Consider the following 22,564-nt stretch of genomic DNA (forward strand, 5'->3'; position numbering starts at 1 on the left):
GCGCACCAGGCAGTTACACGAGCCCGTAGGGAGGTATTTCCGAAAGAAAGGCCAAAAATTGAATGCGCCGAGGCAAGACGCTGGGTGGCCGCGTGAGCCGGCCGGCTCTTCACTCGGGCCCACTTGACGGTGCGGGGCGCGCGTATGTTGCCGATGCAGGGTGGAATCAGACTCGCGACGCTTCTATTGCCGTGCGCGACGACCGGGAGGCTCCTGCAGGACCGCAGCTACAGGGCTGCCTACCGCCGACTGCCGACCGCTTGCCGATGGACATGCAAGTGGGCAACCCGCTGCGTGGGATGCAGCTCGGTATGGTGTGCGGTTTCGATACGTTCCCCGGGTTCTATCGAGCCTTCAGCAGGAGCTCGAGTTGGCTTGTGTGATGGCGAATTTCACGCGCGTGATAGGCCAGTGCGGCGTCGGTATCGCGGACTTCGTCGTTCCACCCAGCATTCACGGACGAATCGCCAGCCATCACTCCACGAAGAATCAGATGAGCAAATGTCTCGGCGATGTCGTCGGCTGGCTTGCCGCCCGTTCCTGGTCGATACCATTTCCAAATCCAATTGCACATCCCGTCGATGGCAAAAGCGGTAAGTGTTTCGTCCACCGGCTCGAATACGCGAGCCTCGACACCCTCACGCAGTATCTGACGAACCAGCACATCGTGCTCACGCTTCAACGCCCGGAACTCGTCGCGAACATCGGCAGGCAACTCGCTCTCTTCACGGAACGAGAGCGCGTACAAGTCGAGGTGATCGACCAGGGAATTGAGGTGGAATCTGATGAATGCAGCCAATTTCGTGGCCGGATCGTCCTCGGACGCAGCGATCGCTCGCGCCTTCTCGACCTCGCTACGGGCCCAATCGCCGAAAACGTGACGTAGGAGATCGTCACGACTGTCGTAGTAGTGGTAGATGGAGGCCTTCGACAAACCCACCTCTGCTGCGACTTCCTGCATCGTGACTCCGTTGATGCCACGGGTCTGGAACAGGCGGGCGGCGCTCTCAGTGATGCGTTCGCGCATCACCGAGTTGCGTACAGAGCCGCCTGCGCTCTTGGCCGTCGCCGCATCCGCACGCTCAGAAGCAGTTGTCATAGTCACCGAGGATAAACACCTTCCCTCACCGCCTTGGGCTGTGGCACGCAAAACGGCCGGCCCGGCCCCTACGTCGGACGATTACGCCTGCTCGATCAACTCGAGCTGTACGCCGTTCAGTGCCTTCGGATGGTAGAAGTTCACCGCCCCGAAGTCTCCGCGTACCGCCTCGTCGAGCAGCGGGATCAGTCCCTGTTGCTTCAACTCATCGGTGGCCGCATCGAGATCGTGGACTTTCGCCGAGAAAAGAAATACACCCTCTCCGTGCCGTTGGAGGAAGCGCGCCACCGAGGTTCCGTCCTGAGTGGAGGTGATCAAGCTGATGATGAACCCACCTACGTTCAGCCTCGTTCCCTCCAGACCGGGAAACGCAAACCCCTCCGGCCCCACATGTTCGCCCGTGACGCCGAAGAGGCGCTCGTAGCGCGTCGTCGCCGCGGGTAGATCCTCGACCGCGATGTTGATTCCGTTGACCGCAAGACTCACGTTCGCTCCTTCTGACAATGGTGTACGGGAATTCCGCCACCGAAGATCCATAGGCGCAACCAGACGCCGACCGTGGTCGGCAGCAGCGCCGCGCGGGAGCCGGATGCCCGCTCTGTGCGACCATACCGACTGTCGAGTCAGTATTTCAATAGGTGGGTCGATTTTTGAAGTTCTCCGAGTCCGTGGGGGTCCTGCGAATGGAAGTGGGGTCGTCGACGAAACGACTCGTTGGTTGATTTTCTGACCCAACAGTTGGTAGTCGACGTATACTCGGCTCGGCGTGGATGGAACGGATATGCCGCAATCGACGTTTCATGCTGTGCGCGTTGACAATACCCAGACCAAAGCTGTGTAGATGTCGCGCAAGACAGGGGCTCACCTACCGGAGAGGAACAACAATGACGCAGGTCGATGAACGGTCAAAACGGGACGGTCATGTGGTCGTGGTGGGTCTAGGCGGAATCGGAGGAGGGATTGCTCATCGGCTTGTCGACCGTGGCCGTGCGGTAATTGGCGTCGACCTCGACTCGAAGCGAGCCGATGACTGGGAGGTTGAATCGGGCAGCACGGCGGTCTCGAGTTTCGATGCAGTTCAGTGGACTTCGGTCGGATGCGTCGTGGTGGCGGTCCGCACCGCCGCTCAGGTCGAGGCCGTACTGGCCGACGTTGACATCAGCTCGGCGCTGGGCCGCGGGGCGACCCTGTTCGTCGTCACCACCTTGACCCCGAATGACGCCCAGCGGATAACCGCCGCCGACCTCGAAGGTCGGCGATTCGAGGTACCGGTTTCGGGCGGCGAGGTCAGAGCCAGAAACGGTGAACTCACGGGTCTGCTCGCAGGCCCTGCACCCGACGCCTTCGAGTCGTCCCTGCTGGCGGAGCTGTTCGCAACGGTGTTCACCTTCGAACAGGCAGGTCATCCATCGCTCGTCAAATTGATCAACAACACACTCGCGGCCCATAGCGCACTGAACGCCTCTGTTGCATTACAGACCGCCCAAGAGGCGGGAATCGACACCGGTCTCGCCCACCAGGTCATCCGTGCTTCTTCGGGATCCACCGTCGCGGGCGACTCTCTCGCGACACTCACCGAAAACCAGGTCGAACTACTGCTCAAAGACGTTCGACTGCTCGAAGGCGAGCTTCCTCGTTCCCCCTTCACTGATGCATCCATCGACGATGTCGTCGAACACGTCGCAATTGCCAGAACGCTGTTGAACGAACCTGATTCGAAAGGGACACCATAAATGATCGATACATGGACGGACGGTCTGCGCCTTCCCCTGCTGATGAGCCCGACGCGAATCGGATCCAGAGTGGTCAAGAACCGAATAGTGTCGCCGCCGCACGGCACGTATTTCGCTGCAGGCGGTCGGGTCACCGACCAGCAAGTGGACTACTACGCCGAACGCGCTGCCGGCGGCGTGGGGATGATCGTCGTGGGCAACATGTCCGCGTGGAGCCGATCGAAGACCGGCGGCGGACAGAACTACGCGTTCTCACCGGACGCAGTGGACGGCCATCGCCGACTCGCCGATGCAGTACACGAGCACGGAACACTACTTTTGGCGCAGCTATGGGACGGGGGGCGCCAAGGCTCGTCACGCGCGAGCCATCTACCGCTTCTGTCCTCCTCGCCGCTCCCGGACACCGTGGTCCGCGAGATCCCCAAACAGATCGAGGAATCCGAGATCGCCGACATGATCTCCAGTTTCGCCAGATCCGCAGCACTGCTGGAACAGGCCGGATGGGATGGGATCGAACTGCTTGCGGCACAGGGGTACGGGCTCGCGCAGTTCCTCTCGCCTCAGATGAACCACCGACAAGACCGGTGGGGAGGAACCCCGGAGAACCGAGTGCGAGTGGTGACCGAGATCGTGAGCTCGATCCGGTCCGTAGTGACGAAAGACTTCCTGGTCGGAGTCCGCATCAACGGCGACGACATGATCGCCGGCGGTAACACTCCGGACGATGCCGTTGCGACGGCCCTGCTCCTGGAGGCGACCGGCGGCGTCGACTACCTCAATGTCAGCGGAGCAAGCAACGAGAACTATCCGCTCTGGATCGCGGACATGGGCCACGACACAGCGATGTTCGTCGACGCAGCACGCAAGATCAAGGACGAAGTGTCGATTCCGGTGATGGTCGCCACGCGAATCAAGGATCCGCTCATCGCCGAGTCGGTTCTTGCGGAAGGTTCAACTGATCTGGTGGGAATGAACCGTGCATTGATCGCCGACCCCACGATGCCGAACAAGATCGAGTCGGGCCACCTCAGTCAGGTCCGACCCTGTATCAGCTGCAATCAAGGATGCGTCGGTAAGACAGCGGCAGGCGGTCAGATGGAATGCACCGTCAACCCCAGGGTCGGGTTCGAAGGGACAACGATTCAGGGGCGCGTTGGTCGGCAGTCCGTGGCCGTCGTCGGCGGCGGTCCGGCGGGGATGCAAGCGGCGGTGGTCAGTGCTGAACGCGGCGCCGACGTGGTTCTGTTCGAGTCCAGAGACCTTCTTGGAGGACAGATAGAGCTGGCCTCCCGCGCCGCGTCGCGGGCTGAGTTCGGCTTGCTGGTCGAGCATCTGAAACGGCGGCTTGCTGCGCTGGATGTCGATGTACGGTTGGGGGTTTCTGCGACCGTCGCCGATCTCGATCCGTTCGACCACATTTTTCTCGCAACAGGGTCGATCCCATGGCGGACAGGCTTCTCCACACACCGCCCCGACGTTCATGCAATTCCCGGCCACGACCTCCCCCATGTCTTCACAGCCGTGGACGCGTTCGAGCGCGTACAGCACATTGGACACCGAGTACTGATCGCCGAAGACGAATTCCAAGGTCACGCAACCACGGCCTCGGAATTTCTCGCACAGAACGGGCACACTGTGACCCTGGTGTCGAGGTCGACGTCCGTCGGTGTGTGGAGCGGGGCCAGTCAGGAATTCCTGTACAAACGACTGCGCCGTGCCGGCGTCGAACTGCGGGCACATACGTGGCTCGATGCCATCGGCGAACGATCAGTCCAGGCATATGACGTCTTCTCGGGGCAGACCGTCGATCTCGGGGATTTCGACTCGGTGGTTCTTGCTACGGGCAGCTCTGTCGACGATCGGCTGTACAACGCGCTGGGCTCCGACGACCGAGTGGTGCGCATCGGCGACTGCCTTGCACCGAGGCGGCTGGACAACGCCATGTGGGACGGACTTCATGCGTCGGACAACCTGTCGATCGTCGGCACAGCGCTGACGGTGGTTCCGTCGTAGAGGCTGCCGCGATGGTCGAGGATGTTGCCAGGCCAGATGTGCGCAGTCAGCGGCGCCGTGGTGATAACACGCCTCCAGGAGACATGTCCGCGGTATCGGTGCATTGTCCCGAGCGAAGCCCGGAAAGAAGCTGCTCAGACGCAGCTGTTCACACCCAAATCAATCATCGGAACGTTCGATCACGGAAGTAGACGATTCGAACCGGCGCCTTGCTGTCGTCCGCCGATCCGCTATCCAATGTGCGCCGCGTCGAGAGTGCTCGGCGATGCGCCAGAACGCATTGCGGACATTGCAGGCACCGGCGCCCGAACAGGGCGAACCAAAGACGGACCTGTTGACATTCCTGTGTGACCTGCGCCATGATCGAACACGAACCATCGGTTGGGTTTTCGACTCCCCGGTCAGCCCCCGGGTTTTGTCAGTCGAACCGTGACGAGACGAGGAACAACATGACCAAGCACTCTGCGCTGTGGCAGCCCATCGAACTGGGCCCGGTCAGCGTCAAGAACCGCATCGTGGTCACCGCACATGCGTTGATGTACGGCGACAAAGACAATCTGATGACCCAGCAGAGCGTCGATTACTACGAAGAACGCGCTAAAGGAGGTGCCGGCTTGATCCTCACCGAGGCGCAAGCGGTGCACAGCACCAGCCGCGGCCTCGGATACCGCACGCACCAGGGATGGAAGACCGAGGTCATTCCGGTGTACGAGCGCCTGGCAAAAGCGGTCCATCGGCACGGCGCCAAAATCTTCGTCGACCTCTCGCACTTCGGTGTCGAGGACTACAACGGCATGTTCCTGGAGAACTGGCGAGCACTGTGGAGCCCGTCTGGACTGCCCTCTACGACCTACGGTGAGATCGGCAAGGCGATGTCGCACAACGACATCGAACAGCTGATCGCTGGATTCGGCCGCAGCGCCAGGAACGCCAAGATCGCCGGGATCGACGGAGCGGAAGTACACGCCGCACACGGATACCTGTTGTGTAGCTTCCTGTCCCCGCTGACAAACCGACGCACCGACGAGTACGGCGGAAGCACCGAAAATCGCTGTCGAATCGTACGGGAATGCGCCGAAGCAGTTCGCCGCGAATGCGGGCCGGACTTCGCGGTCGGCGTGCGCCTGTCGCTCACCGAGTACACCCCCGGCGGAATCGACGAAAACGAAGGCGTGGAGATCGCTCGGAACCTGGCCGATTCGGGATTGTTCGACTATTTCAGTATCAGCGCAGGCAATGCCTCGACCTTCGACCGCGTCGTCTCACCGATGAGCATGCCCGGTCCTCAACTGGTGGAACTGGCGGCCTTGGCGAAGGCCGTTGTAGGCGATCTACCAGTGGTGACAGCGAACGGAATCACCGAACTGTCAGTCGCCGACGAGATCGTCACCTCGGGGAAGGCAGATCTGGTCGCCATGACCAGAGCGCACATCGCCGACCCGCATCTGGTGCAGAAAGCGCTGACCGGGCGAGAAGACGAGATCCGCCACTGTGTACGCGCAAACCAGGGTTGCATAGGACGCATGTCCAAAGGGTGGGAGCTCACCTGCACGCAGAACCCTGCCGCTGGACGAGAGAAGAGCCTGGGCAGCGGCACTCTCGCGATGGCAACCGACCCACGACGGGTTCTCGTCATCGGCGGCGGGCCCGCAGGGATGCGGGCCGCGGAGGTGGCAGCATCACGCGGGCACGATGTCGTACTCCTCGAGCAGTCCGGCGCACTCGGAGGACAACTTCGATCAGCAGCCAGACTGACAACTCGGGGCAGGTGGTCGGTGATGGTGCACGACATGGAGAAGATGCTCGACAAATACAAGGTCGACATCCGGCTCAACACCGCCGCAGACATCCACACCGTGAACGCACTCGAACCCGACCACGTCATCCTCGCCACCGGCTCGACGTGGCGCGTCGACGGCTTTTCGGCCACTATCGCTGCCCGCCCGTCCATTCCAGGACTGGAGAACATTCGCGTACTCGACCCGATTCAAGCGATCGACGATCCGGATGCCTGCGGAGACAACGTCGTTATCGTCGACGACACGGGCGAGTACACAGCGCTCGGACTCGCCGAACTTCTCGCGACAGCGGGGAAAAACGTCGAAGTGGTTTCCTCGAAGCTATTCCTCGGTGACAACACCTTGTTCAATCTCGACGTCGGGCACCTGTACCCCCGCCTGTACGCGCTCGGGGTCACCCTGACGCCCCAACACATCGTGGCCGAGGTGAAGTCGGACGGTGTCGTGGTGAGCCGCATCTGGGACGGGGCGTCACGAACCATTCCTGCCGACTCGGTGGTGACGGTCATGCTCCGCGACGCTCGAACCGCGCTGCTTCCGCCCCTGCAAGAACGATTCGATGTCACCGTCATCGGTGATTGCTTGGCGCCACGTCGGGTCGACGAGGCGATCTACGAAGGTGAAATGGCGGGACGCGGCGTCTGACGCCACGAACCTGGAACGACAAGGAGGAGACATTCATGACGCAAAGCTGGAACATCGGCGACATCAAAGTCAGCCAGATCAACGAGTTCGCCGTCGCAGTCGGTGAACTCGATGGCTTGATCGCGGAGGCAACCCCGGATGCAGTCAAGTCCGTACCGTGGTTGTATCCCGATTACGCAACGTCCCAAGGGCAAACGCTGTGGAGCGTACACTCTTTCGTGGTCGACACCGGATCGTCGGTGGTGATCGTGGACACCGCGTGCGGCAACCACAAGGACCTTCCGCTCATCCCCGCGTGGGGCGGGCTCGACACCCCGTACCTCGATCGGCTCGCCGACGCCGGATACAAGCCCGAACAGATCGACTACGTGGCGATTACTCACCTACACCTCGACCACGTGGGGTGGAACACCGTTCTCGACGGCGACCGGTGGGTACCGACATTTCCCAACGCCAGATATACGTTCGTCGAAGACGAGTTCGAGTACCACAAGAGTCTGACGCACGGTGCCTCCGTGACAGAGGACTTGGGGCACGCGGTCACCTACAACGGCGCCGACCCCGACATTCACAAACAGACCTCACTGGTGTTCGAGCAGTCGTTGCAGCCATGCGTCGACGCGGGCCTTGTGGATCTGGTGCCGCAGAATCACACTATCTGCGAGGGTGTCCGTTACACCTCCACGCCGGGGCACACGAAGTCCCACTCGAGCCTGACCATCGAATCTGGCGGTCAGACCGGCTTCATCACAGGCGATTTCGTTCACCACCCCATTCAAGCTGCGCGCCCGACCTGGAGTTCACGCGGTGACTGGAACCGCGAACTGTCCTCCGAGCGGCGCGTGGAATTCATGGACTCGGTAGCCGACACTGACGTGGTCGTGTTCGGTACTCACTTCGCCGGGCACAGCGTCGGCCGGATCGTCAGCGATGGCGACGCATACAAGTTCGCCGCGATCTAGCATTCGCCCCAACCAATTGCACTACGAAACACCTCTATCGTCACAGGAGCACGATGTCCAAGACTGAAATCCCCTACTACTGGTCGAGTATCGACTGGCGTAAACTTACCGAGGACTTCCCACCTCCGCCGCTGTTCGATTCCGTGATGGCAGCACGCTCCGACGACGAGATGCGGCAGATCCAGAATGCCCGATTCTTGGATCGTATCGCCGATGCGTGGAAGATTCCTTTCTACAGAGACCGATGGGCGGCGGCGGGACTCGAGCCCTCAGACATTCGAGGAATGGACGATCTCGAGAAGATCCCGACTTTCACCAGCGAGGACATCAAGCAATCGATCGAAGCGCACCCTCCGTTCGGCGACCATCAGAATTTCGCGTTCGATGCAATGCGGACACCGCTGAAGATTCAGTCCAGCGGCGGTACTTCGGGCTTGCCCAGACCGACCCTGTTCGATCCGATCGCGTGGGAAGTCCAGGCCATCCAATTCGCGCGTGCGTTCGTCGCGCAGGGCGGCGAGGTCGGCGACATCCTGCAGATCACGCTCACCAACAGCCTCGCCAACACTGCCTGGTGTTCGTCCACAGCAGCGATGAATTGGTGCGGGATGATTCCGTTGACCACAGGATCCGGGGCCGTCACCAGCTCCAGACGACAGCTAGAACTGGCGAAAGAGTGGGGGACGAGAGGGTGGGTCGCCTTCGGCGAGTACCTCAAGATCCTCGCGCAGGAAGCCGAACGCTCAGGAATCGACTTGAGAAAGGATCTGTCCACCCGGTTCATTCACACATATCTCGGCGTCGACACAGAAGGACACCTACGCAGGCTCCTCGAAGAGGCCTGGGGCGTTCCCGTGTACGACAACTACGGCACCCACGAGGTGGGCCTCATCGGGTACGAATGCGTCGCCCAGAACGGCTTGCACGTCAACGACGACACCGCACTGATCGAAATCGCCGATAGCGAAACCGGGCGCATCCTCGGCCCGGGACACGACGGGGACATCGTCGTCACAAGCCTGCATCGCTCGGTCCCACCCATCATCAGGTACGACCTCAAAGATCGCATGCGCAGCACCGAGCGAACAGTCTGCTCATGCGGCGCGCGCACCACCAAGCTGTCCGGGTTCCTCGGCCGCCTCGACGAGATGGTCAAGCTCCGAGCGACAAGCGTCTACCCGCGATCAGCACAAGACGTTGTCCAAGGTGACGCACGCTCGACAGGCGAATTCCTGTGTGTGGTGGAAAACGTCGGCGAAGGACTCGGCTCGCGCGAACGCATGACGGTGCTGATCGAACAAGCGCGCGAGGACGACTCGCACGCATTGCAGGAAGACATGAAGCAACGACTGAAGTCGACCTTCGGTGTCTCCGTCGACGTCACGATCGTCGCAGCGGGATCATTGGCACCGCAGACCGGACTAGGCGGCGAAGGTAAGGTCAAACGCCTCCTCGATCGGCGCGGTGAGCCCGCTGCAGCAGTGTGATTCATCCATCGGTCCTCCGTCCGGAGCCTCACGGGAAGGAAGCTGCATGCTCGACCACGCTTCATCGACCACCGCCGATGCCATCTCGGGCATGTTCAGGCTCGACGGCCGGGTCGCGATCGTCACCGGCGCCTCCGCAGGACTAGGAGTGTCTCTGGCGAAGGCCTTCGCCAGCGCCGGCGCCAACGTAGTGCTCGCAGCACGCCGAACCGATCGACTCGAATCCACAGCCCATGCAGTCCGCGCTCTGGGCCGAGAAGCGTTGGTACACAGCGCTGATGTCGGCGATCCTCGGCAGTGCCGCGAAGTGATCGACGCGGCGATGCGCAAGTTCGGGCGAGTGGACACACTTGTCAACAACGCCGGATTGGCCAGTGCAGTCCCTGCGACGCGAGAGGATCCTGCAGCCTTCAGATCCGTGGTGGACGTCAACCTCGGTGGTAGCTTCTGGCTTGCGCAAGCATCCGCTGCTGTCATGAAACAGGGCAGCTCGATTATCAACATTTCGAGTGTGCTGGCGTTCACGACCGCAGGCCTGCCTCAGGCCGCATACTCGGCCAGCAAAGCAGGCTTGGTCGGTCTCACACGCGATCTTGCGGCACAGTGGGGGCGAAACCCGGGCATCAGGGTGAACTCGCTTGCACCGGGCTTCTTCGAAACCGAGATGACGGAGTCGTACGCACCGAACTACATCTCCGACACGCTCGAACCCAGGTTCCTGCTCGGACGCGCCGGAAGAGCCGAAGAACTAGCGGCGACCGCTATTTGGCTGGCATCGCCAGCCGCTGGGTATGTAACTGGTCAAACTGTTCTCGTCGACGGCGGTATGTCCGCCACCTGAGGCACCCCGTCGGATCCGGGCGAACAAGACGCCGGGCGAATCCCTCTACGTGACAGAACTATTCGCGTGCAGGGATTCGCCCGGCGTATTTCGTTGCACTGATCGTCGGCGAACGCTCGTTTCGCCACCATTCTCCGCATCTGGTGATGTTGTGACCATTGACACATAGGGCCGACCGCGCTAGCTTGTTAACCGGAGAGTCGATATTCCGACCGATAAGTCTGGCTGATGAGCGCCTTCCTCCGGAGCATCCAGTCGACTTCTCGCCAGTCCATCCCGACCGACATCGCCCAGACCAGGCCATCTGGTGATCGGCGCAATGCTTGTCGAACGGGAACCACATCACACATTCTTGGGAACGGGCGAATCGAATCATGGGCAAACTCGACGGAACAGTCGCACTGATCACCGGCGGGGCTAAAGGATCAGGGCGCTCTCATGCCATCACCCTTGCCAGAGAGGGCGCAGACATAGCGCTGGTCGACAACTGTGTGGCCGACGTACCGGGACAGAACTACCCCGGAGGCTCCGAAGAAGAACTCCAGCACACTCGCAAGCTCGTTACCGACGCGGGCCGTCGATGCATCACTATTGTCGCCGATGTCCGCTCCGCCGACGAGATGGTCGATGCTGCCCAGCGCAGCATCGACGAACTCGGAAAAATCGATCATCTTGTCAGCAGCGCCGGCATCATTCTGCAATTCGGCAAGCTCGCCGATATCTCACCGGAACAGTGGCGCACGGTCATCGACACCAATCTGACTGGCGTATACAACGTGTGCCGAGCCGTGTTGCCGCACATGGTCGAGAGGCGCACTGGCAACATCGTCATCACCTCATCGACCGCAGGACGTGCCGCATACCCGAACATCTCCGACTACGGCGCCTCGAAATGGGCCGTCATCGGACTGATGAAAACCCTGGCCGTCGAATACGGCGAATACGGCATTCGAGCAAACTGCGTCGCCCCGACCAACATCAACTCAGGCGATCTACCGTCGATGAACAACAACCCCGAGGCGTACAAACTCTTCTGCCCGGACATCGAAAACCCCACCCGCGAGCAGATGATCGAACGCATGAAGTTCATGCACACACTCGATGTCCCCGGAGTCGACTGGCAGGACGTCTCGAACGCGTACCTCTACTTGCTGTCCAACGACGCACGAATGGTCACCGGCGAGGTTTTGCACGTGTCGGCCGGGCTGACAGCCAACAACATCGCCTGACCCGGCAAAACGCCAGCTGCCACCGGGGTCGTACGACATCGCACGCGAGACGGGCTATCCCATGACCAGTCGATTCGAATCAGTCACCGAGACCCATTCACGCAAGGAGAAAAAATGCACGATCTGACAGGTAAGGTCGCATTCGTCACCGGTTCTGCACGGGGACAGGGCCGATCACACGCCGCATTCCTCGCGGAAGCAGGAGCAGATGTCATCGTGCTCGACATTTGCAATCAAGTCGACACCGTCCCATACCCCACAGCAACGTCTGAGGACCTCGACGAGACCGTCGCCCTTATCGAGAAACACGACCGCCGTGCCTACCGCATCGAGTGCGACGTTCGTGATCCTGCCGCGATCGCGGAACATCTCGACAAGGCGGTGGCGGAACTCGGACGCTTGGACATCGCCGTACTCAACGCCGGAGTTTGCGAAATCACCCCGGCGGCAGAAATCACACCCGAGCAGTGGAACACGGTGATCGGCACCAACTTGTCGGGCGCGTTCTTCTCCGCGCAAGCAGCAATGAAGTACATCCTCGACGGACGCCGAGGCGGCTCGATGGTCTTCGTCGGGTCGGCCAGCACACTTACGCCCGTCGAATCGATGGTTCACTACATCGCCTCCAAACACGGTGTCGTCGGCGTGGCCAAAGCTCTAGCGAAAGAACTAGCGCGTCATCAAATCAGAGTGAACGTCATTCATCCGACCAATTGCGACACGCCGATGATTCAAAACTCGATGATCTACGACCTCTTCGCGCCCGACGTCGACCAACCGAACCGCGGCAGCGTGGAACCTGTGTTCAAGACACTTGCAGCACTCGACACACCCTGGGTGGATCCGGCCGATATCTCCCGCGCAGTGCTGTACCTCGTCGGGGAGAGTGGTCGCTACGTGACCGGTACCCAACTGGAGGTAACCGCCGGCTACCCACTTCTGTAGGCATGAACCGACACCTGATTGATCTCGAAATTTCTGTCCCGCAGAACATTTGCAAACACCACACCGGCTTGTGTAGCCGCTGCGTCCGAACGAAAGGCAAACTGTGTCAGATATCGTCGACGCCGAACTACTGTCCAGCGAAGGTCCCGTCGCGTTCTACGGTTACGCGCAGGCAAAAGAAGGCGCTCGGCACGTTCTCCTGGAGCGCATGCTCGCTCTCGGAGAACCGAGCCGCGCAGAGCCAGGAATCCTGGTCTACGAAATACACCACGACACAACACGTCCCGACTGCATCGCGTTCTACGAACTCTATGCGCACGGCGCCGCCATTCGAGAACACCTCGAGCAGCCGTACATGAAGGCATTCTTCGCCGACAGCGATGCCTTGTTGCAAGCGGAGCTGGAGATCACCGCCCTCGAGCTCCTACGCCCGACACACGCCGATCATGATCGAGCATCGACGTCAACTACCTAGCTGATCGATAGGAGATATTGTGAATCGCAACCGAATTCAAGTCATGACGGCCATGACGCCATACCAAGTTCTGATCGTAGCCGTCTGCTCGTTGGTCAACTTACTCGACGGCTATGACCTGTTCGTCATGGGCTACGCCCTCCCACACATCCCTGACGGGTATGCAACATCTGCCGCGAAGGGATACCTGGTCAGTGCAGCCCTCTTCGGTATCGGCGTCGGTGCCTTCTTTCTGGCCCGACTGGCAGACGTTCACGGTCGTCGACCGATCTTGATCGGTGCACTGGTCCTCAACACCGCCGGACTTCTGGTGTCCTCGATAGCGCCCAACTACTCGGTGTTGATCGCATCTCGGTTCGTAACCGGTGTGGCTATCGGTGTCCTCGGCGCCATCTCGATGGTGGTCGCGCAAGAGATGTCACCTCCCTCACGCCGAAGTCTTTCGGTTGGCGTCGTACTCTTCGGATACCCGCTGGGCACCTTCGTGGCAGGGCTGGCAGGCGCATCGGTGATCGAGGCGGCAGGCGGTTGGAAGGGTCTGTTCTGGCTGGGCTTCGGACTCAGTGCGCTCGTGACCGTGGTCGTCGTCACCCTGATCCCGGAAACCGTCGAATATCTTCGGGGTACTTCGGACGACACCGCTCAGGAACTGGCCGACGCATTGTCCGCGAGGGTCAATCTGGAAGAAGGCATTCCGCGCGACAGCGATATCCCGGTCGGCGCGACCGACAGTGGACCGAACACCAAACTGCTCGGGCCCGGACTGAAGACCACGACTCTGTTGTTGTGGTTCGGCTACGGCTTCTGCACGGCCGCATTTTATTTCATCGGCTCGTGGACGCCTCAAATCATCAAGAACGAAACCGGCGACGCCGCAAGCGGGGCCCTGGTAGGAATTATGCTGTCGGTCGGAACAATGATCGGCGCAATTCTGTACGGGATAGTCGGCCTTCGACGGCCGTCTGCTCAAATCTCGTGGGTATCGATGGTGCTCGGATCCGCGGCCCTGATTGCGTTCGCACTGACCCTTCAAGGGGCCATCGCGTTGGCCATGGCCTTACTGCTCGGGCTGTTCGTATTTGTTTCTCTCACCGCCTTCACCGCGATCGCTACCACTGTCTATCCGATCCAGGTTCGGGCCAAAGGATTCGGAACGATGCTCGGTGTCGCACGTGTGGGCTCGATCGTGTCGCCGATTCTCGGTGGATACGCGATCGGCTTCATGTCGCCCAAAGACCTGTACATCGCCGTCCTCGTCCCTCTCGCCATCGCGGGCGTCTGTTCGTACGGACTACTCCGGGCAACCCGGTCGAAGTCCGCACCCAGCGTCGAGCCGTCGCGGCATACTGAAATTGCGTGAGGCACCAGTGACCGGCCACCACGCGCGATTCGAGGCGGAGCCCAACTCGATCTGGCGACCTGAGACATCCGTATGACACACCTCCATTCCCACCACGACGACCACAAATTTGTCGAGGACCTTGCGGCGAAGTCCGACTACGATCTCGGCGACTATCTTGTTTCCGCTACGGAGATCACCGACTTTGCTTCTCACTGGGATCCGCTTGATATCCACACCGACGGCGCCCTCGCGAGCAGCAGTCACTTCGGATCGATCATCGCAAGTGGCGTGCACACACTCGCGGTCTTCCAGAGGCTGGCTGTGAGTGCTGTTTTCGCACGCTGGCACATCGTGGCCGGTCGAGCCCTGCGCGACGTGCAATTCCTCGCACCCGTTCGGGCTGGAACCCACCTCCGTGGGTCGATGACCATCACGAAGGTAGGCAATGACCACCCTCGATGGGGAAGAGTCACGCTCGACGGAGTACTCGGGACCGAACACGGACGACCCGTATTGACCCTCGAAATGGATGTCTACGTCCGTCGCCGCCCACACGGACTCAGCAAGACCCACCCGCAAACATTCGACGGACGAACACCGTAACCCCCGAACTCGACTTCGATGAATGAAAGGACCACGATGACTGGTCGATTGCAAGGCAAGGTTGCAGTAATCACAGGCACCGGCCGCGGAATGGCGCGCCAGGTCGCGTTACGTTTTGCAGCGGAGGGCGCGTCGATCGTTGGATGCGATATCGATGCCGACGCTGCGCAGGAAACACTCGAGATCGTGCGCGCAGCGGGCGGTCGAATGGAATCACTGCACTCGATCGACCTCACCAACGAAGACGACGCACACGCACTAGCCGAATTTGCCACCGACACATTCGGCGGCATCGACATTCTGCACAACAGCGCAATGCAACTGAGACTGGGGTCAGTCGAAGACTCGAGCCTCGCCGACTGGCAATTCACCCTCGATCACACCCTGACGGTGCCCTTCTTGGTCACCAAGCACACGATCCCGCATCTACGTGCACGTGGTGGTGGAAGCATCATTTTCATGGGTTCGATAGCAGGAGCGAACATCGGAACCGGCTATCCGGCCAACCTCCCTATCATCCAGGCCTATTCGGTAGCCAAGGCCGGTGTCATCCGTCTTGCCAGCTGCCTCACCAACGAACTGGCGAACGCCAATATTCGAGTCAACACCATTTCTCCCGGTTGTGTGGCAACCCCGAACGGCCTGCTGTTCTACGGCACACACGGTACGGAACAACGCCGAGTCACACTGACGCCGAACCTGATTCCGCGACTCGGAGAACCTGAAGATGTCGCTAGCGCTGCGGTGTACCTAGCCTCGGATGAGGCCTCATGGGTCACAGGGTTGAACCTAGGCATCGACGGAGGTGCGTATACCTCAGGCGGCGCCGGCCGGGCCAGACCCGAAGACGTTGCTGCCTATGCCCCCGGCATGGCCGAGATGTCCACGGTCGACCACTGGCCCACGATGGGCCGAAGGGCAAGCGCCACTCTCCCCTCGCCGACATCCACGTGATCTCGCATGGCACGTGCCGATGAAGCGGTAGCCAGACTGCTTACGTATCGGCCCGCCGCGGCGGTAACGGCATGCGTCAACCATTCCTTGACGGTGCGGTAACTGCCGTTTCCGCGCGATGTCGTCGGCGGGGTCGTGTCTGTTGATGGCAACTCGGCAATTGTTCGCTTCCGTCAGCATCATCGCCGATGGCTAACGCCTCGCCCGGAGGAGCACGTCCAACAATCCGTTGGACCAATGCGGTGGGGTTCGCCGTTGCACTTTTCGACTGAATTAGGGGCGATATGGGTTCGCGACGAATAAGTCTCCTTGTCACGAGTCCGCACAGAGCGTCGGTGCGCCAGGACGGTCTCCGTCCACCCAATACCGTGGCTGTCCGACACCGATCAGGACTGTCCGGTGTCGGAGGATCGGCGGCAGTTCGGTGTCACGAGAGTGTCACAAGTCGGTACGTTCGGGCATGGACTCGTTCGGACGGTGATGAACGAAAACTGTTGCAAACAAACGAATATCGAGTCCAGTAGAGTTCACGTAGATCCATTTCTAGGGACTTAAAATCCGCACAGTGTCGGTTCGAGTCCGACTGGGGGCACCACGGTCCATGTGGATCCATTCTCGATTGCGGCACAGCATATTTCGATGAGCGTCGGTGTTTTGGGTGGACGCTAGCGGATGTGTATGGACCTCGTGGAGCAGCGGATTCTGTTCGTTGTCACAGAAATCGTGCGTTCGGCCGAGTCTGTGCTGCTCAGTGCGCTTTCGTATGAGTAGGCAACGCCACGAGTGTCATGGCTCGGTGTCACCCAATGTCATAAGTCATCACGAACTGGACGCGTGCGGCACGAGTCCATCCGTCCATGTAACTGGCTTTGCCGGTAACTCGATCCGTCGCGGCCATGTCATCCGTAAGTGTCATTCGAGTAGATGAAGGGGCCGCCGGACGACGTCGAAGGGCACCGGATTTGTCTGGATGGGTCGTTACAGTGCAGGTACTCGCGACGATCAAAACGGAGGTGGCATGGGTGGCGAAGCGTCGAGGTTTTTTCGCGGAGATGCAGCACCAGAACCGGCTACGCGAACAACGTGACCGCCAGCAAGCACGGGCCCACGCGCAGGCGACTGCTCGCGCGGTGCGGTTGTCGGAGAAGGCTCGGCGCGATTGGGAGCGCGCTGCGCCTCTGCTGACCGCGCGGCGAATAAAGCTTCGGCAGCGGCGGTGAAAGAACGCGCCCGCTTGCACCGTGGAGGCTCAACTCGCTGAGGTCGAGGTGCGCAACGCCGCCTTGGCGGAAAGTACGAGGCGATCGATGGCATTCTGGCGGCCACACGGGACGTGGGCGATTACGTCGACCTGGACGCTTTGCGGCAGAGGATCGAGCATCCGCCGTTCGATCGACCGGATCTGACTACTCCGACAACCCCGCCTCTACCTCTACCGCTCCCGCCGGGGCCGGTCTACGTCGAACCAACGGCACCCGAGGGTCTCGGCTCTCTACTGGGGGGACGAAAGCGCCATGTCGCAGCTGTGGAGCAAGCGCAGGCGATGTACTAACAGCAGCGGCAGGGATGGGAACAGGCTGTCGCTCAACGCAATCACGCCCAAGAGGCCAGTAATCGTGTCACTGCGGTGGCTCCATGAATTCGATCGTCTCTCCGTGTGGACCCACCGCGTACATCACGCGGGTGCCCACCTTTGCCCCGCCGGCAATACGTTGAGGAGTTCCCTGCGCCGTCCACCCGAAGTCCGCGATTCGCGTCAGGACCGCGTCGATGTTGTCGACCTCGAAGGCAAGATGCGCGAAACCAGGATCGTGGGGTCGAGAGTATCCCTGCTCTTCCTGGACGTTGCGATATTCCAGCAGTTCGATCGTCTGACCCGCGACGGATACCACCGCCATCCGGACTGCAGCCCCGTGCGCTCCGGTGACCTCTCCCAGAAACTGTCCACCCATCTCACCGGTGCGTTCGAGGACCGCGCCGAGACCATCGATCCAGAACCGAAGGGCGTCATCGAGGGAACCGACGGCGAAGCCGACGTGGTCGGAGTGAAGGATTCTGAACGACATGCCAGGAGCCTACGCCTGGCATGTTCACGAATTGCGCTTCTGTTCGGCTCTGATCAGTCCGCCGCCTGCGGTGTCCACCGAATCGAGCTCCGCTGCGCTCCGCACTCGTTTTCGCGCGATGTGGTCGGCGGCATCGTGTCTGCTGTTGGCAACTCGGCGATAGTTCGCCTCTGTCAGCATCATCGCCGGATGGCTAACGCCTCGCCTGGAGCAGCATTTGTCCAACAAGCCGTTGGACCAATGCAGTGGGGTTCGCCGTTGCACTTTTCGACTGACTCGAGGGTGATGTTGGTTCGCGACGAATAAGTCTCGTTGTCACGAGTCCGCACGGAGCGTCGGTGCGCCAGGACACTCTCCGTCCGCCCGATACCGTGGCTGTCCGACACCGATCAGGACTGTCCGGTGTCGGAGAATCGGCGGCAGTTTGGTGTCACGAGAGTGTCACAAGTCGGTACGATCGGGCATGGACTGGCCCGGACGATGATGCACGAAAAGCGTTGCGAATAAATAGACCGGGAGTCCAGCTTCGTTCAGGTGAATCCACTTCTAGGGACTTAAACTCCGCACAGTGTCGGTTCGAGTCCGACTGGGGGCACGTAAGTCCATATGGATTCATTACCGACTGCAACACTGCGGGTTTCGGCGGTTGTCGATGTGCTGGACGAACGCGCATGGACCTTGTTGAGCAGCGGATTCGACTCTGTGTCACGGAAATGGCGTGTTCAGATTCAAAGGGTTGGTGGAGACGCGTCTGTGGAAGCACTTTCGGCCGGAATGTTCGGTTCAGTGTCACCGAATGCCACAAGCTACTTGAACACTGGGCGATGAGATTTAGCTGGCGGTGTCGAGCGGCAGACCAGGGCCAGCGAAAATACTCCAAGGTGGCACGTCACTGCGGAGGCTAACCGCGCAATAAAGTCGCAAAGTCGACGGGTGTTCGGTGCCAGGAGAGTGTCGCAAGTTCGAGGGTCGATTTCACGCTCGAACAGTGGGCGACGAAGCAGAACTGGGCCATCCTGGCTTCCCGGCCGACCACGCGCACCTCGCCTGGCGGGCGTTTGGAGCGGGCCGCCCGCGCACACGATTTCGACGGCCGGTAGGGCCGGCTCTCATGACCGTGCCACCGATCGTGCAGTTGTTGAACACTGCCACCGATCTGGAGCGTGGCCAGCAGGAACGCCGGGGTCTCGGCAATGAAGCGCCGCGCGCTCGACGACGTCCGCAACCGCCTCGACTGTCGGTTCCCGCGCGTCACTGCCGCTAGCGGTGCCCGGTAGGACCCTTCGACGGTGCGGTAGATACTTTATCGCGGGTTCTTCTTGCGCTCGGAAGCTCCCATGCCAGCCATGCAGAGCGCAAGCCCGAGGCACGCCAACGCCAGGACCGTCTCTTTCGAGATCAGTGCCGCAACGGCTGCTGCAAGTAGTAGAACCATGGCGACGAACCATGCAGATACACGGGACATACGACTCTCCTGCGACAAGTCCGTTACCGGACACCGGACGTTCAGCGCGTGGAATTCCTCGAACGAGGTACCTCCCGCGCTGGGTTGATTGCACCGCACCGGGTTGTCGAAACATCGCCGCGCTGACTTTTTTGCCGCGTTCGTCGTCGTCGCCGACTCCCGCACCGAGGCAGGGGAGAGGGCCTGCGCCGTTGACGAGAACGGCAACGGTACTCGCAGACCCGACTGACAGCGCTACGGGGAGGTCAATTCGTTTCAGAGGTCGTCGACGACGTCGGCGATGTCGGGAGGCAGACAATTTTGTTGGCTGTCCGCTACCGAACCGGCAGGCAACCCGAACTGCGAACGGCCCGATCATGCTCGAACGCGGACCGGCCTCGGCGTTGCTGCAGAGTGTCGTTGTCACTTGGGTGCTTCCGAGGTCGACGTCGGCGCGGTGGCGGCCGAGCCGCCAGGTACGTCGGATGATCCGTAGAGCGTGCCGATGATTGACTTCGCTATAACTACTGCGGCGTTCTGTCCGTCGACAGGGGAGGCCGAGAGGTTCGTGCCGACGATGATGGTGTCGCCCGTGTCGAGGTTGTACGCCATGAACGAGGAGAAGCCGGGCAGTTGACCGTCATGCCCGAAGATGCCGGGTGCGAACTGTGCGATCCCGAGGCCATAGCCGAGGCCCTTCGGTGAGCCGGAGCTCATCGGTTGCACGCTGTCGAGGCGCAGCTTCTGGGTGTTCTCGTCGAGCAAGCCGCCGCCGACAAGGGCTTTCACGTAGGCAGCGAGGTCGGTGGGGGTGGAGATGGCGCCGCCGGCCGTCCACGCCCAGGACGGGTTCGCATTCGTCTGGTCGAGCGGCTTCAGGGTTCCATTGAGTGCCTCGGGCAACTGCGCGGCGGGAACGGCGTACGAGTCGATGGTCTCGACGTTCGTGCCGAACTGGTAGCCCTGCGGATGGGTGTCGGGAATCGACGAATCCTCTGGCACCGGCAGGTGAGTGTGCGTGAGGTCGAGTGGTTCGAAGATGCGTTTGTCGAACGCCTCCGAGGCCGACATTCCCGTGAGCTGTTCGATCACCACCCCGAGCAGCACGATGTTGGTGTTGCTGTAGTCGAAGACCTGATTCGGAGCCGCATTGGCCGGGTGAGAGAAGGCGATGGCGAGCAACTCATCCGCCGTCCAGGCCTTCTGCGGCTCCGCATCCAGCGTGGCATTGAATGCCGGGTCGAAGGTGTAACTGTAGAGCCCGCTGCGCATTTCGGAAAGATCGGCGATGGTGATGTCGTCGCCGCCCGGCACATCGGGCCGAAACTTCGAGATCGGGTCGTCGAGTGAGAGTGCGCCCTCTTGCACGAGTTGCAGGATAACGGTCGAGGTCATGGTCTTGGTGTTGCTGCCGATGCGCAGGTAGTCATCGACTGCCATCGGCACATCCTGGCCGAGCTCAGCCGTGCCGAACGTCGAGGTCCAGTCCCCCTTGGAGGGCGATTGGACCATGACGACGACGCCCGGGATGGCGTTGTCAGTCATGACTGTCGGGATGGCGTTCCGCAGCTGGGCCGCGTAGTCGGGATCGGTCGCCGTCGTCGGTGTGCCGGTGGTCGGTTGCTGCGACGTGCATGCGCTCATGGCGAGTACTGCTACCGCGGCGATCGCGAAGACGGCTCGACTTCTCGTGTTCGTCATCTCAGTGGCCCGTCGCCGGGATACCCATGAACTCGCGGCGATGCGTTCCGGTCCACGTCGAGTGCGCCATGATGCGGTCGTCCTCGGCGACGATGTCTTTTATCGCCCGGTCGAGATCACGCCCGTTGATCACCTCCCCGATGAAGCGCCGCAGGAGCACGCGCACATCCTCGGGTCGAGTGTCCAATCCGGCTCCGGGCATTGAACTTCCTTTCGATCGGCGATCGGCGACATCGCTGCGCGACGGACCGTAAATCTATCGCTGATAGGTACACAAGGTGTTCGTTCTGGACGAAGCGTGCGCTCGTATGATGTTTCGATCGCTCATAGTTTTTCTATCGTGGATAGGGTGTCGACGCGTCAGCAGCGGAACCGGTCGGGGTCGAGCCCTCCGCACCAGACCGTCGCGCCCTGCGCCGGGCCGCGAAGATCGCGACGATCGTTCATCAGACCTGGGCGCTCAGCCGAACAGACGGGTTGGCTGGAATCTCGATGCGCGATCTGGCCGAACGTGTGGATCTGCGCCAGCCGTCGCTGTACGCGGCGCTACTGCAGGTGGCCGGCGTGAGCCGCGCGGAGGACGTCGATCTGTTCACCGCGATATGCGCAGGGCTGACCCGCCAGCAAGTGGCCAACGACCCCGGTGGCGATCGCTGGGTTGCGCAGGCGCGTCGGGTCGTCGGAATGTTCCTCGCCGAAGTCCGCCGGCAGCCCAGCGAGTAAACGTACGGTCCCTCTCGTTCACCTCCGCACCCCACGGTCCACGACCGTCCGCTTGGATCGGGTGGGGTGAACAGGCAAACACTTGCGTGCGGTGTGCAGACCAACCGCTGTCGGTGTTCGACACAATTTCCCGTCTATGGTCACAGCTCCCCGGGCTACCGAAGGGCCCCCACGTTTTCGAGGGCGAGGTGGGTCCGTTGCTGACCAAAGACGCTCAGTCCTCGACCCCGCTTTTGCCGACGTTGCGCGCCTTTCTGAGCGTAGATGGCCGCAAGACCGAGTCTGCTGAGATGTTGTACGTGCAACGCCGAACGCTGTACAACAGGCTCGCTCGAATCTCCAAAATCCTTGGAAAGTCGTTGGACGAACCGGAAACTCGGCAGCGCTTGCTGTTGACAGTCAAAGGCTTGGAACTGCTCGAGGGCTCGGCTATCAGTTCGTCCAGACTGTCCCGAGGTGGTGCTGGTTTCGTCCGCTAGCTGTGATGACCTGTGTCAGGCTGT

The 22,564-nt window shown here is 61.0% G+C and carries 22 protein-coding genes; 15 read left to right on the plus strand and 7 right to left on the minus strand.

Going from position 1 to position 22,564, the window contains the following annotated elements; all coding sequences use genetic code 11:
• Nucleotides 1-343: 343 nt before the first annotated feature.
• Entirely contained in the window at nt 344-1,099 is a 756-nt protein-coding gene (locus D8W71_RS11355; RefSeq protein WP_121113540.1) for a TetR/AcrR family transcriptional regulator, read from the minus strand.
• An 81-nt stretch (nt 1,100-1,180) separates the two neighbouring features.
• A complete protein-coding gene (locus D8W71_RS11360) occupies nt 1,181-1,585 on the minus strand; it encodes a VOC family protein (RefSeq protein WP_161965443.1) in 405 nt (134 codons plus the stop codon).
• A 398-nt stretch (nt 1,586-1,983) separates the two neighbouring features.
• Here D8W71_RS11360 and D8W71_RS11365 point away from each other — a divergent pair, with 398 nt between their 5' ends.
• From D8W71_RS11365 to D8W71_RS11430, 13 genes are all read left to right on the plus strand, one after another.
• Nucleotides 1,984-2,832, plus strand: a complete 849-nt coding sequence (locus D8W71_RS11365; protein ID WP_161965444.1) for an NAD(P)-binding domain-containing protein — start codon at nt 1,984-1,986, stop codon at nt 2,830-2,832.
• A complete protein-coding gene (locus D8W71_RS11370) occupies nt 2,833-4,845 on the plus strand; it encodes an oxidoreductase (protein WP_121113546.1) in 2,013 nt (670 codons plus the stop codon). It abuts the gene before it with no gap.
• 449 nt (nt 4,846-5,294) lie between these two features.
• A complete protein-coding gene (locus tag D8W71_RS11380) occupies nt 5,295-7,289 on the plus strand; it encodes an oxidoreductase (RefSeq protein ID WP_161965445.1) in 1,995 nt (664 codons plus the stop codon).
• 35 nt (nt 7,290-7,324) lie between these two features.
• Entirely contained in the window at nt 7,325-8,251 is a 927-nt protein-coding gene (locus tag D8W71_RS11385; RefSeq protein WP_121113552.1) for an MBL fold metallo-hydrolase, read from the plus strand.
• 53 nt (nt 8,252-8,304) lie between these two features.
• The gene (locus tag D8W71_RS11390; protein WP_121113554.1) at nt 8,305-9,738 is read left to right on the plus strand and encodes a phenylacetate--CoA ligase family protein; all 1,434 of its coding nucleotides are present in this window, start codon (nt 8,305-8,307) and stop codon (nt 9,736-9,738) included.
• A gap of 91 nt (nt 9,739-9,829) precedes the next feature.
• A complete protein-coding gene (locus D8W71_RS11395) occupies nt 9,830-10,579 on the plus strand; it encodes an SDR family NAD(P)-dependent oxidoreductase (protein ID WP_121119003.1) in 750 nt (249 codons plus the stop codon).
• 374 nt (nt 10,580-10,953) lie between these two features.
• Nucleotides 10,954-11,808, plus strand: coding sequence for a mycofactocin-coupled SDR family oxidoreductase (locus tag D8W71_RS11400; protein WP_121113556.1), 855 nt, complete (start codon nt 10,954-10,956; stop codon nt 11,806-11,808).
• A gap of 114 nt (nt 11,809-11,922) precedes the next feature.
• Complete coding sequence (locus tag D8W71_RS11405) at nt 11,923-12,753, plus strand: mycofactocin-coupled SDR family oxidoreductase (protein WP_121113558.1); 831 nt, start codon at nt 11,923-11,925, stop codon at nt 12,751-12,753.
• A 103-nt stretch (nt 12,754-12,856) separates the two neighbouring features.
• A complete protein-coding gene (locus D8W71_RS11410; protein ID WP_121113560.1) occupies nt 12,857-13,228 on the plus strand; it encodes a putative quinol monooxygenase in 372 nt (123 codons plus the stop codon).
• Between the two features lie 19 nt (nt 13,229-13,247).
• Entirely contained in the window at nt 13,248-14,588 is a 1,341-nt protein-coding gene (locus tag D8W71_RS11415; RefSeq protein WP_236077841.1) for an MFS transporter, read from the plus strand.
• 72 nt (nt 14,589-14,660) lie between these two features.
• On the plus strand, nt 14,661-15,173 hold the full coding sequence (locus D8W71_RS11420) for a MaoC/PaaZ C-terminal domain-containing protein (RefSeq protein ID WP_121113562.1): 513 nt from the start codon (nt 14,661-14,663) through the stop codon (nt 15,171-15,173).
• 36 nt (nt 15,174-15,209) lie between these two features.
• Nucleotides 15,210-16,127 carry an SDR family NAD(P)-dependent oxidoreductase gene (locus tag D8W71_RS11425; protein ID WP_161965446.1) on the plus strand — a complete coding sequence of 306 codons (918 nt, stop codon included), beginning with the start codon at nt 15,210-15,212 and terminating at the stop codon, nt 16,125-16,127.
• A 1,022-nt stretch (nt 16,128-17,149) separates the two neighbouring features.
• Entirely contained in the window at nt 17,150-17,347 is a 198-nt protein-coding gene (locus D8W71_RS11430; RefSeq protein WP_153275365.1) for a hypothetical protein, read from the plus strand.
• Between the two features lie 399 nt (nt 17,348-17,746).
• On the opposite strand, the gene D8W71_RS11440 is transcribed toward D8W71_RS11430, so the two are convergent.
• From D8W71_RS11440 to D8W71_RS11455, 5 genes are all read right to left on the minus strand, one after another.
• Complete coding sequence (locus D8W71_RS11440) at nt 17,747-18,193, minus strand: VOC family protein (protein ID WP_121113570.1); 447 nt, start codon at nt 18,191-18,193, stop codon at nt 17,747-17,749.
• Between the two features lie 24 nt (nt 18,194-18,217).
• Nucleotides 18,218-18,376 carry a hypothetical protein gene (locus D8W71_RS27350; RefSeq protein ID WP_153275366.1) on the minus strand — a complete coding sequence of 53 codons (159 nt, stop codon included), beginning with the start codon at nt 18,374-18,376 and terminating at the stop codon, nt 18,218-18,220.
• 1,120 nt (nt 18,377-19,496) lie between these two features.
• Nucleotides 19,497-19,658, minus strand: coding sequence for a hypothetical protein (locus D8W71_RS27355; RefSeq protein WP_153275367.1), 162 nt, complete (start codon nt 19,656-19,658; stop codon nt 19,497-19,499).
• Between the two features lie 402 nt (nt 19,659-20,060).
• Nucleotides 20,061-21,338, minus strand: a complete 1,278-nt coding sequence (locus tag D8W71_RS11450; protein ID WP_121113575.1) for a serine hydrolase domain-containing protein — start codon at nt 21,336-21,338, stop codon at nt 20,061-20,063.
• Nucleotide 21,339: 1 nt separating this feature from the next.
• Complete coding sequence (locus D8W71_RS11455) at nt 21,340-21,540, minus strand: ester cyclase (RefSeq protein WP_121113577.1); 201 nt, start codon at nt 21,538-21,540, stop codon at nt 21,340-21,342.
• Between the two features lie 290 nt (nt 21,541-21,830).
• On the opposite strand from D8W71_RS11455, the gene D8W71_RS11460 reads away from it, so the two are divergent.
• Together D8W71_RS11460 and D8W71_RS11465 are read left to right on the plus strand one after the other, a co-directional pair.
• Complete coding sequence (locus D8W71_RS11460) at nt 21,831-22,061, plus strand: hypothetical protein (protein WP_236077842.1); 231 nt, start codon at nt 21,831-21,833, stop codon at nt 22,059-22,061.
• 197 nt (nt 22,062-22,258) lie between these two features.
• Nucleotides 22,259-22,540 carry a helix-turn-helix domain-containing protein gene (locus D8W71_RS11465; protein WP_236077843.1) on the plus strand — a complete coding sequence of 94 codons (282 nt, stop codon included), beginning with the start codon at nt 22,259-22,261 and terminating at the stop codon, nt 22,538-22,540.
• Nucleotides 22,541-22,564: the final 24 nt, after the last annotated feature.

This window comes from Rhodococcus sp. P1Y, assembly GCF_003641205.1.
In the GTDB taxonomy this organism is placed as follows: Bacteria; Actinomycetota; Actinomycetes; order Mycobacteriales; family Mycobacteriaceae; genus Rhodococcoides.

What these genes read in the sequence shown, in the direction of transcription:
- D8W71_RS11355 (WP_121113540.1), bottom strand. Translation starts at nt 1,099, where the DNA reads ATGACAACTGCTTCTGAGCGTGCGGATGCGGCGACGGCCAAGAGCGCA.
- D8W71_RS11365 (WP_161965444.1), top strand. Translation starts at nt 1,984, where the DNA reads ATGACGCAGGTCGATGAACGGTCAAAACGGGACGGTCATGTGGTCGTG.
- D8W71_RS11370 (WP_121113546.1), top strand. Translation starts at nt 2,833, where the DNA reads ATGATCGATACATGGACGGACGGTCTGCGCCTTCCCCTGCTGATGAGC.
- D8W71_RS11380 (WP_161965445.1), top strand. Translation starts at nt 5,295, where the DNA reads ATGACCAAGCACTCTGCGCTGTGGCAGCCCATCGAACTGGGCCCGGTC.
- D8W71_RS11385 (WP_121113552.1), top strand. Translation starts at nt 7,325, where the DNA reads ATGACGCAAAGCTGGAACATCGGCGACATCAAAGTCAGCCAGATCAAC.
- D8W71_RS11390 (WP_121113554.1), top strand. Translation starts at nt 8,305, where the DNA reads ATGTCCAAGACTGAAATCCCCTACTACTGGTCGAGTATCGACTGGCGT.
- D8W71_RS11395 (WP_121119003.1), top strand. Translation starts at nt 9,830, where the DNA reads ATGTTCAGGCTCGACGGCCGGGTCGCGATCGTCACCGGCGCCTCCGCA.
- D8W71_RS11400 (WP_121113556.1), top strand. Translation starts at nt 10,954, where the DNA reads ATGGGCAAACTCGACGGAACAGTCGCACTGATCACCGGCGGGGCTAAA.
- D8W71_RS11405 (WP_121113558.1), top strand. Translation starts at nt 11,923, where the DNA reads ATGCACGATCTGACAGGTAAGGTCGCATTCGTCACCGGTTCTGCACGG.
- D8W71_RS11420 (WP_121113562.1), top strand. Translation starts at nt 14,661, where the DNA reads ATGACACACCTCCATTCCCACCACGACGACCACAAATTTGTCGAGGAC.
- D8W71_RS11425 (WP_161965446.1), top strand. Translation starts at nt 15,210, where the DNA reads ATGACTGGTCGATTGCAAGGCAAGGTTGCAGTAATCACAGGCACCGGC.
- D8W71_RS11440 (WP_121113570.1), bottom strand. Translation starts at nt 18,193, where the DNA reads ATGTCGTTCAGAATCCTTCACTCCGACCACGTCGGCTTCGCCGTCGGT.
- D8W71_RS27350 (WP_153275366.1), bottom strand. Translation starts at nt 18,376, where the DNA reads ATGATGCTGACAGAGGCGAACTATCGCCGAGTTGCCAACAGCAGACAC.
- D8W71_RS27355 (WP_153275367.1), bottom strand. Translation starts at nt 19,658, where the DNA reads ATGTCCCGTGTATCTGCATGGTTCGTCGCCATGGTTCTACTACTTGCA.
- D8W71_RS11450 (WP_121113575.1), bottom strand. Translation starts at nt 21,338, where the DNA reads ATGACGAACACGAGAAGTCGAGCCGTCTTCGCGATCGCCGCGGTAGCA.
- D8W71_RS11455 (WP_121113577.1), bottom strand. Translation starts at nt 21,540, where the DNA reads ATGCCCGGAGCCGGATTGGACACTCGACCCGAGGATGTGCGCGTGCTC.
- D8W71_RS11460 (WP_236077842.1), top strand. Translation starts at nt 21,831, where the DNA reads ATGCGCGATCTGGCCGAACGTGTGGATCTGCGCCAGCCGTCGCTGTAC.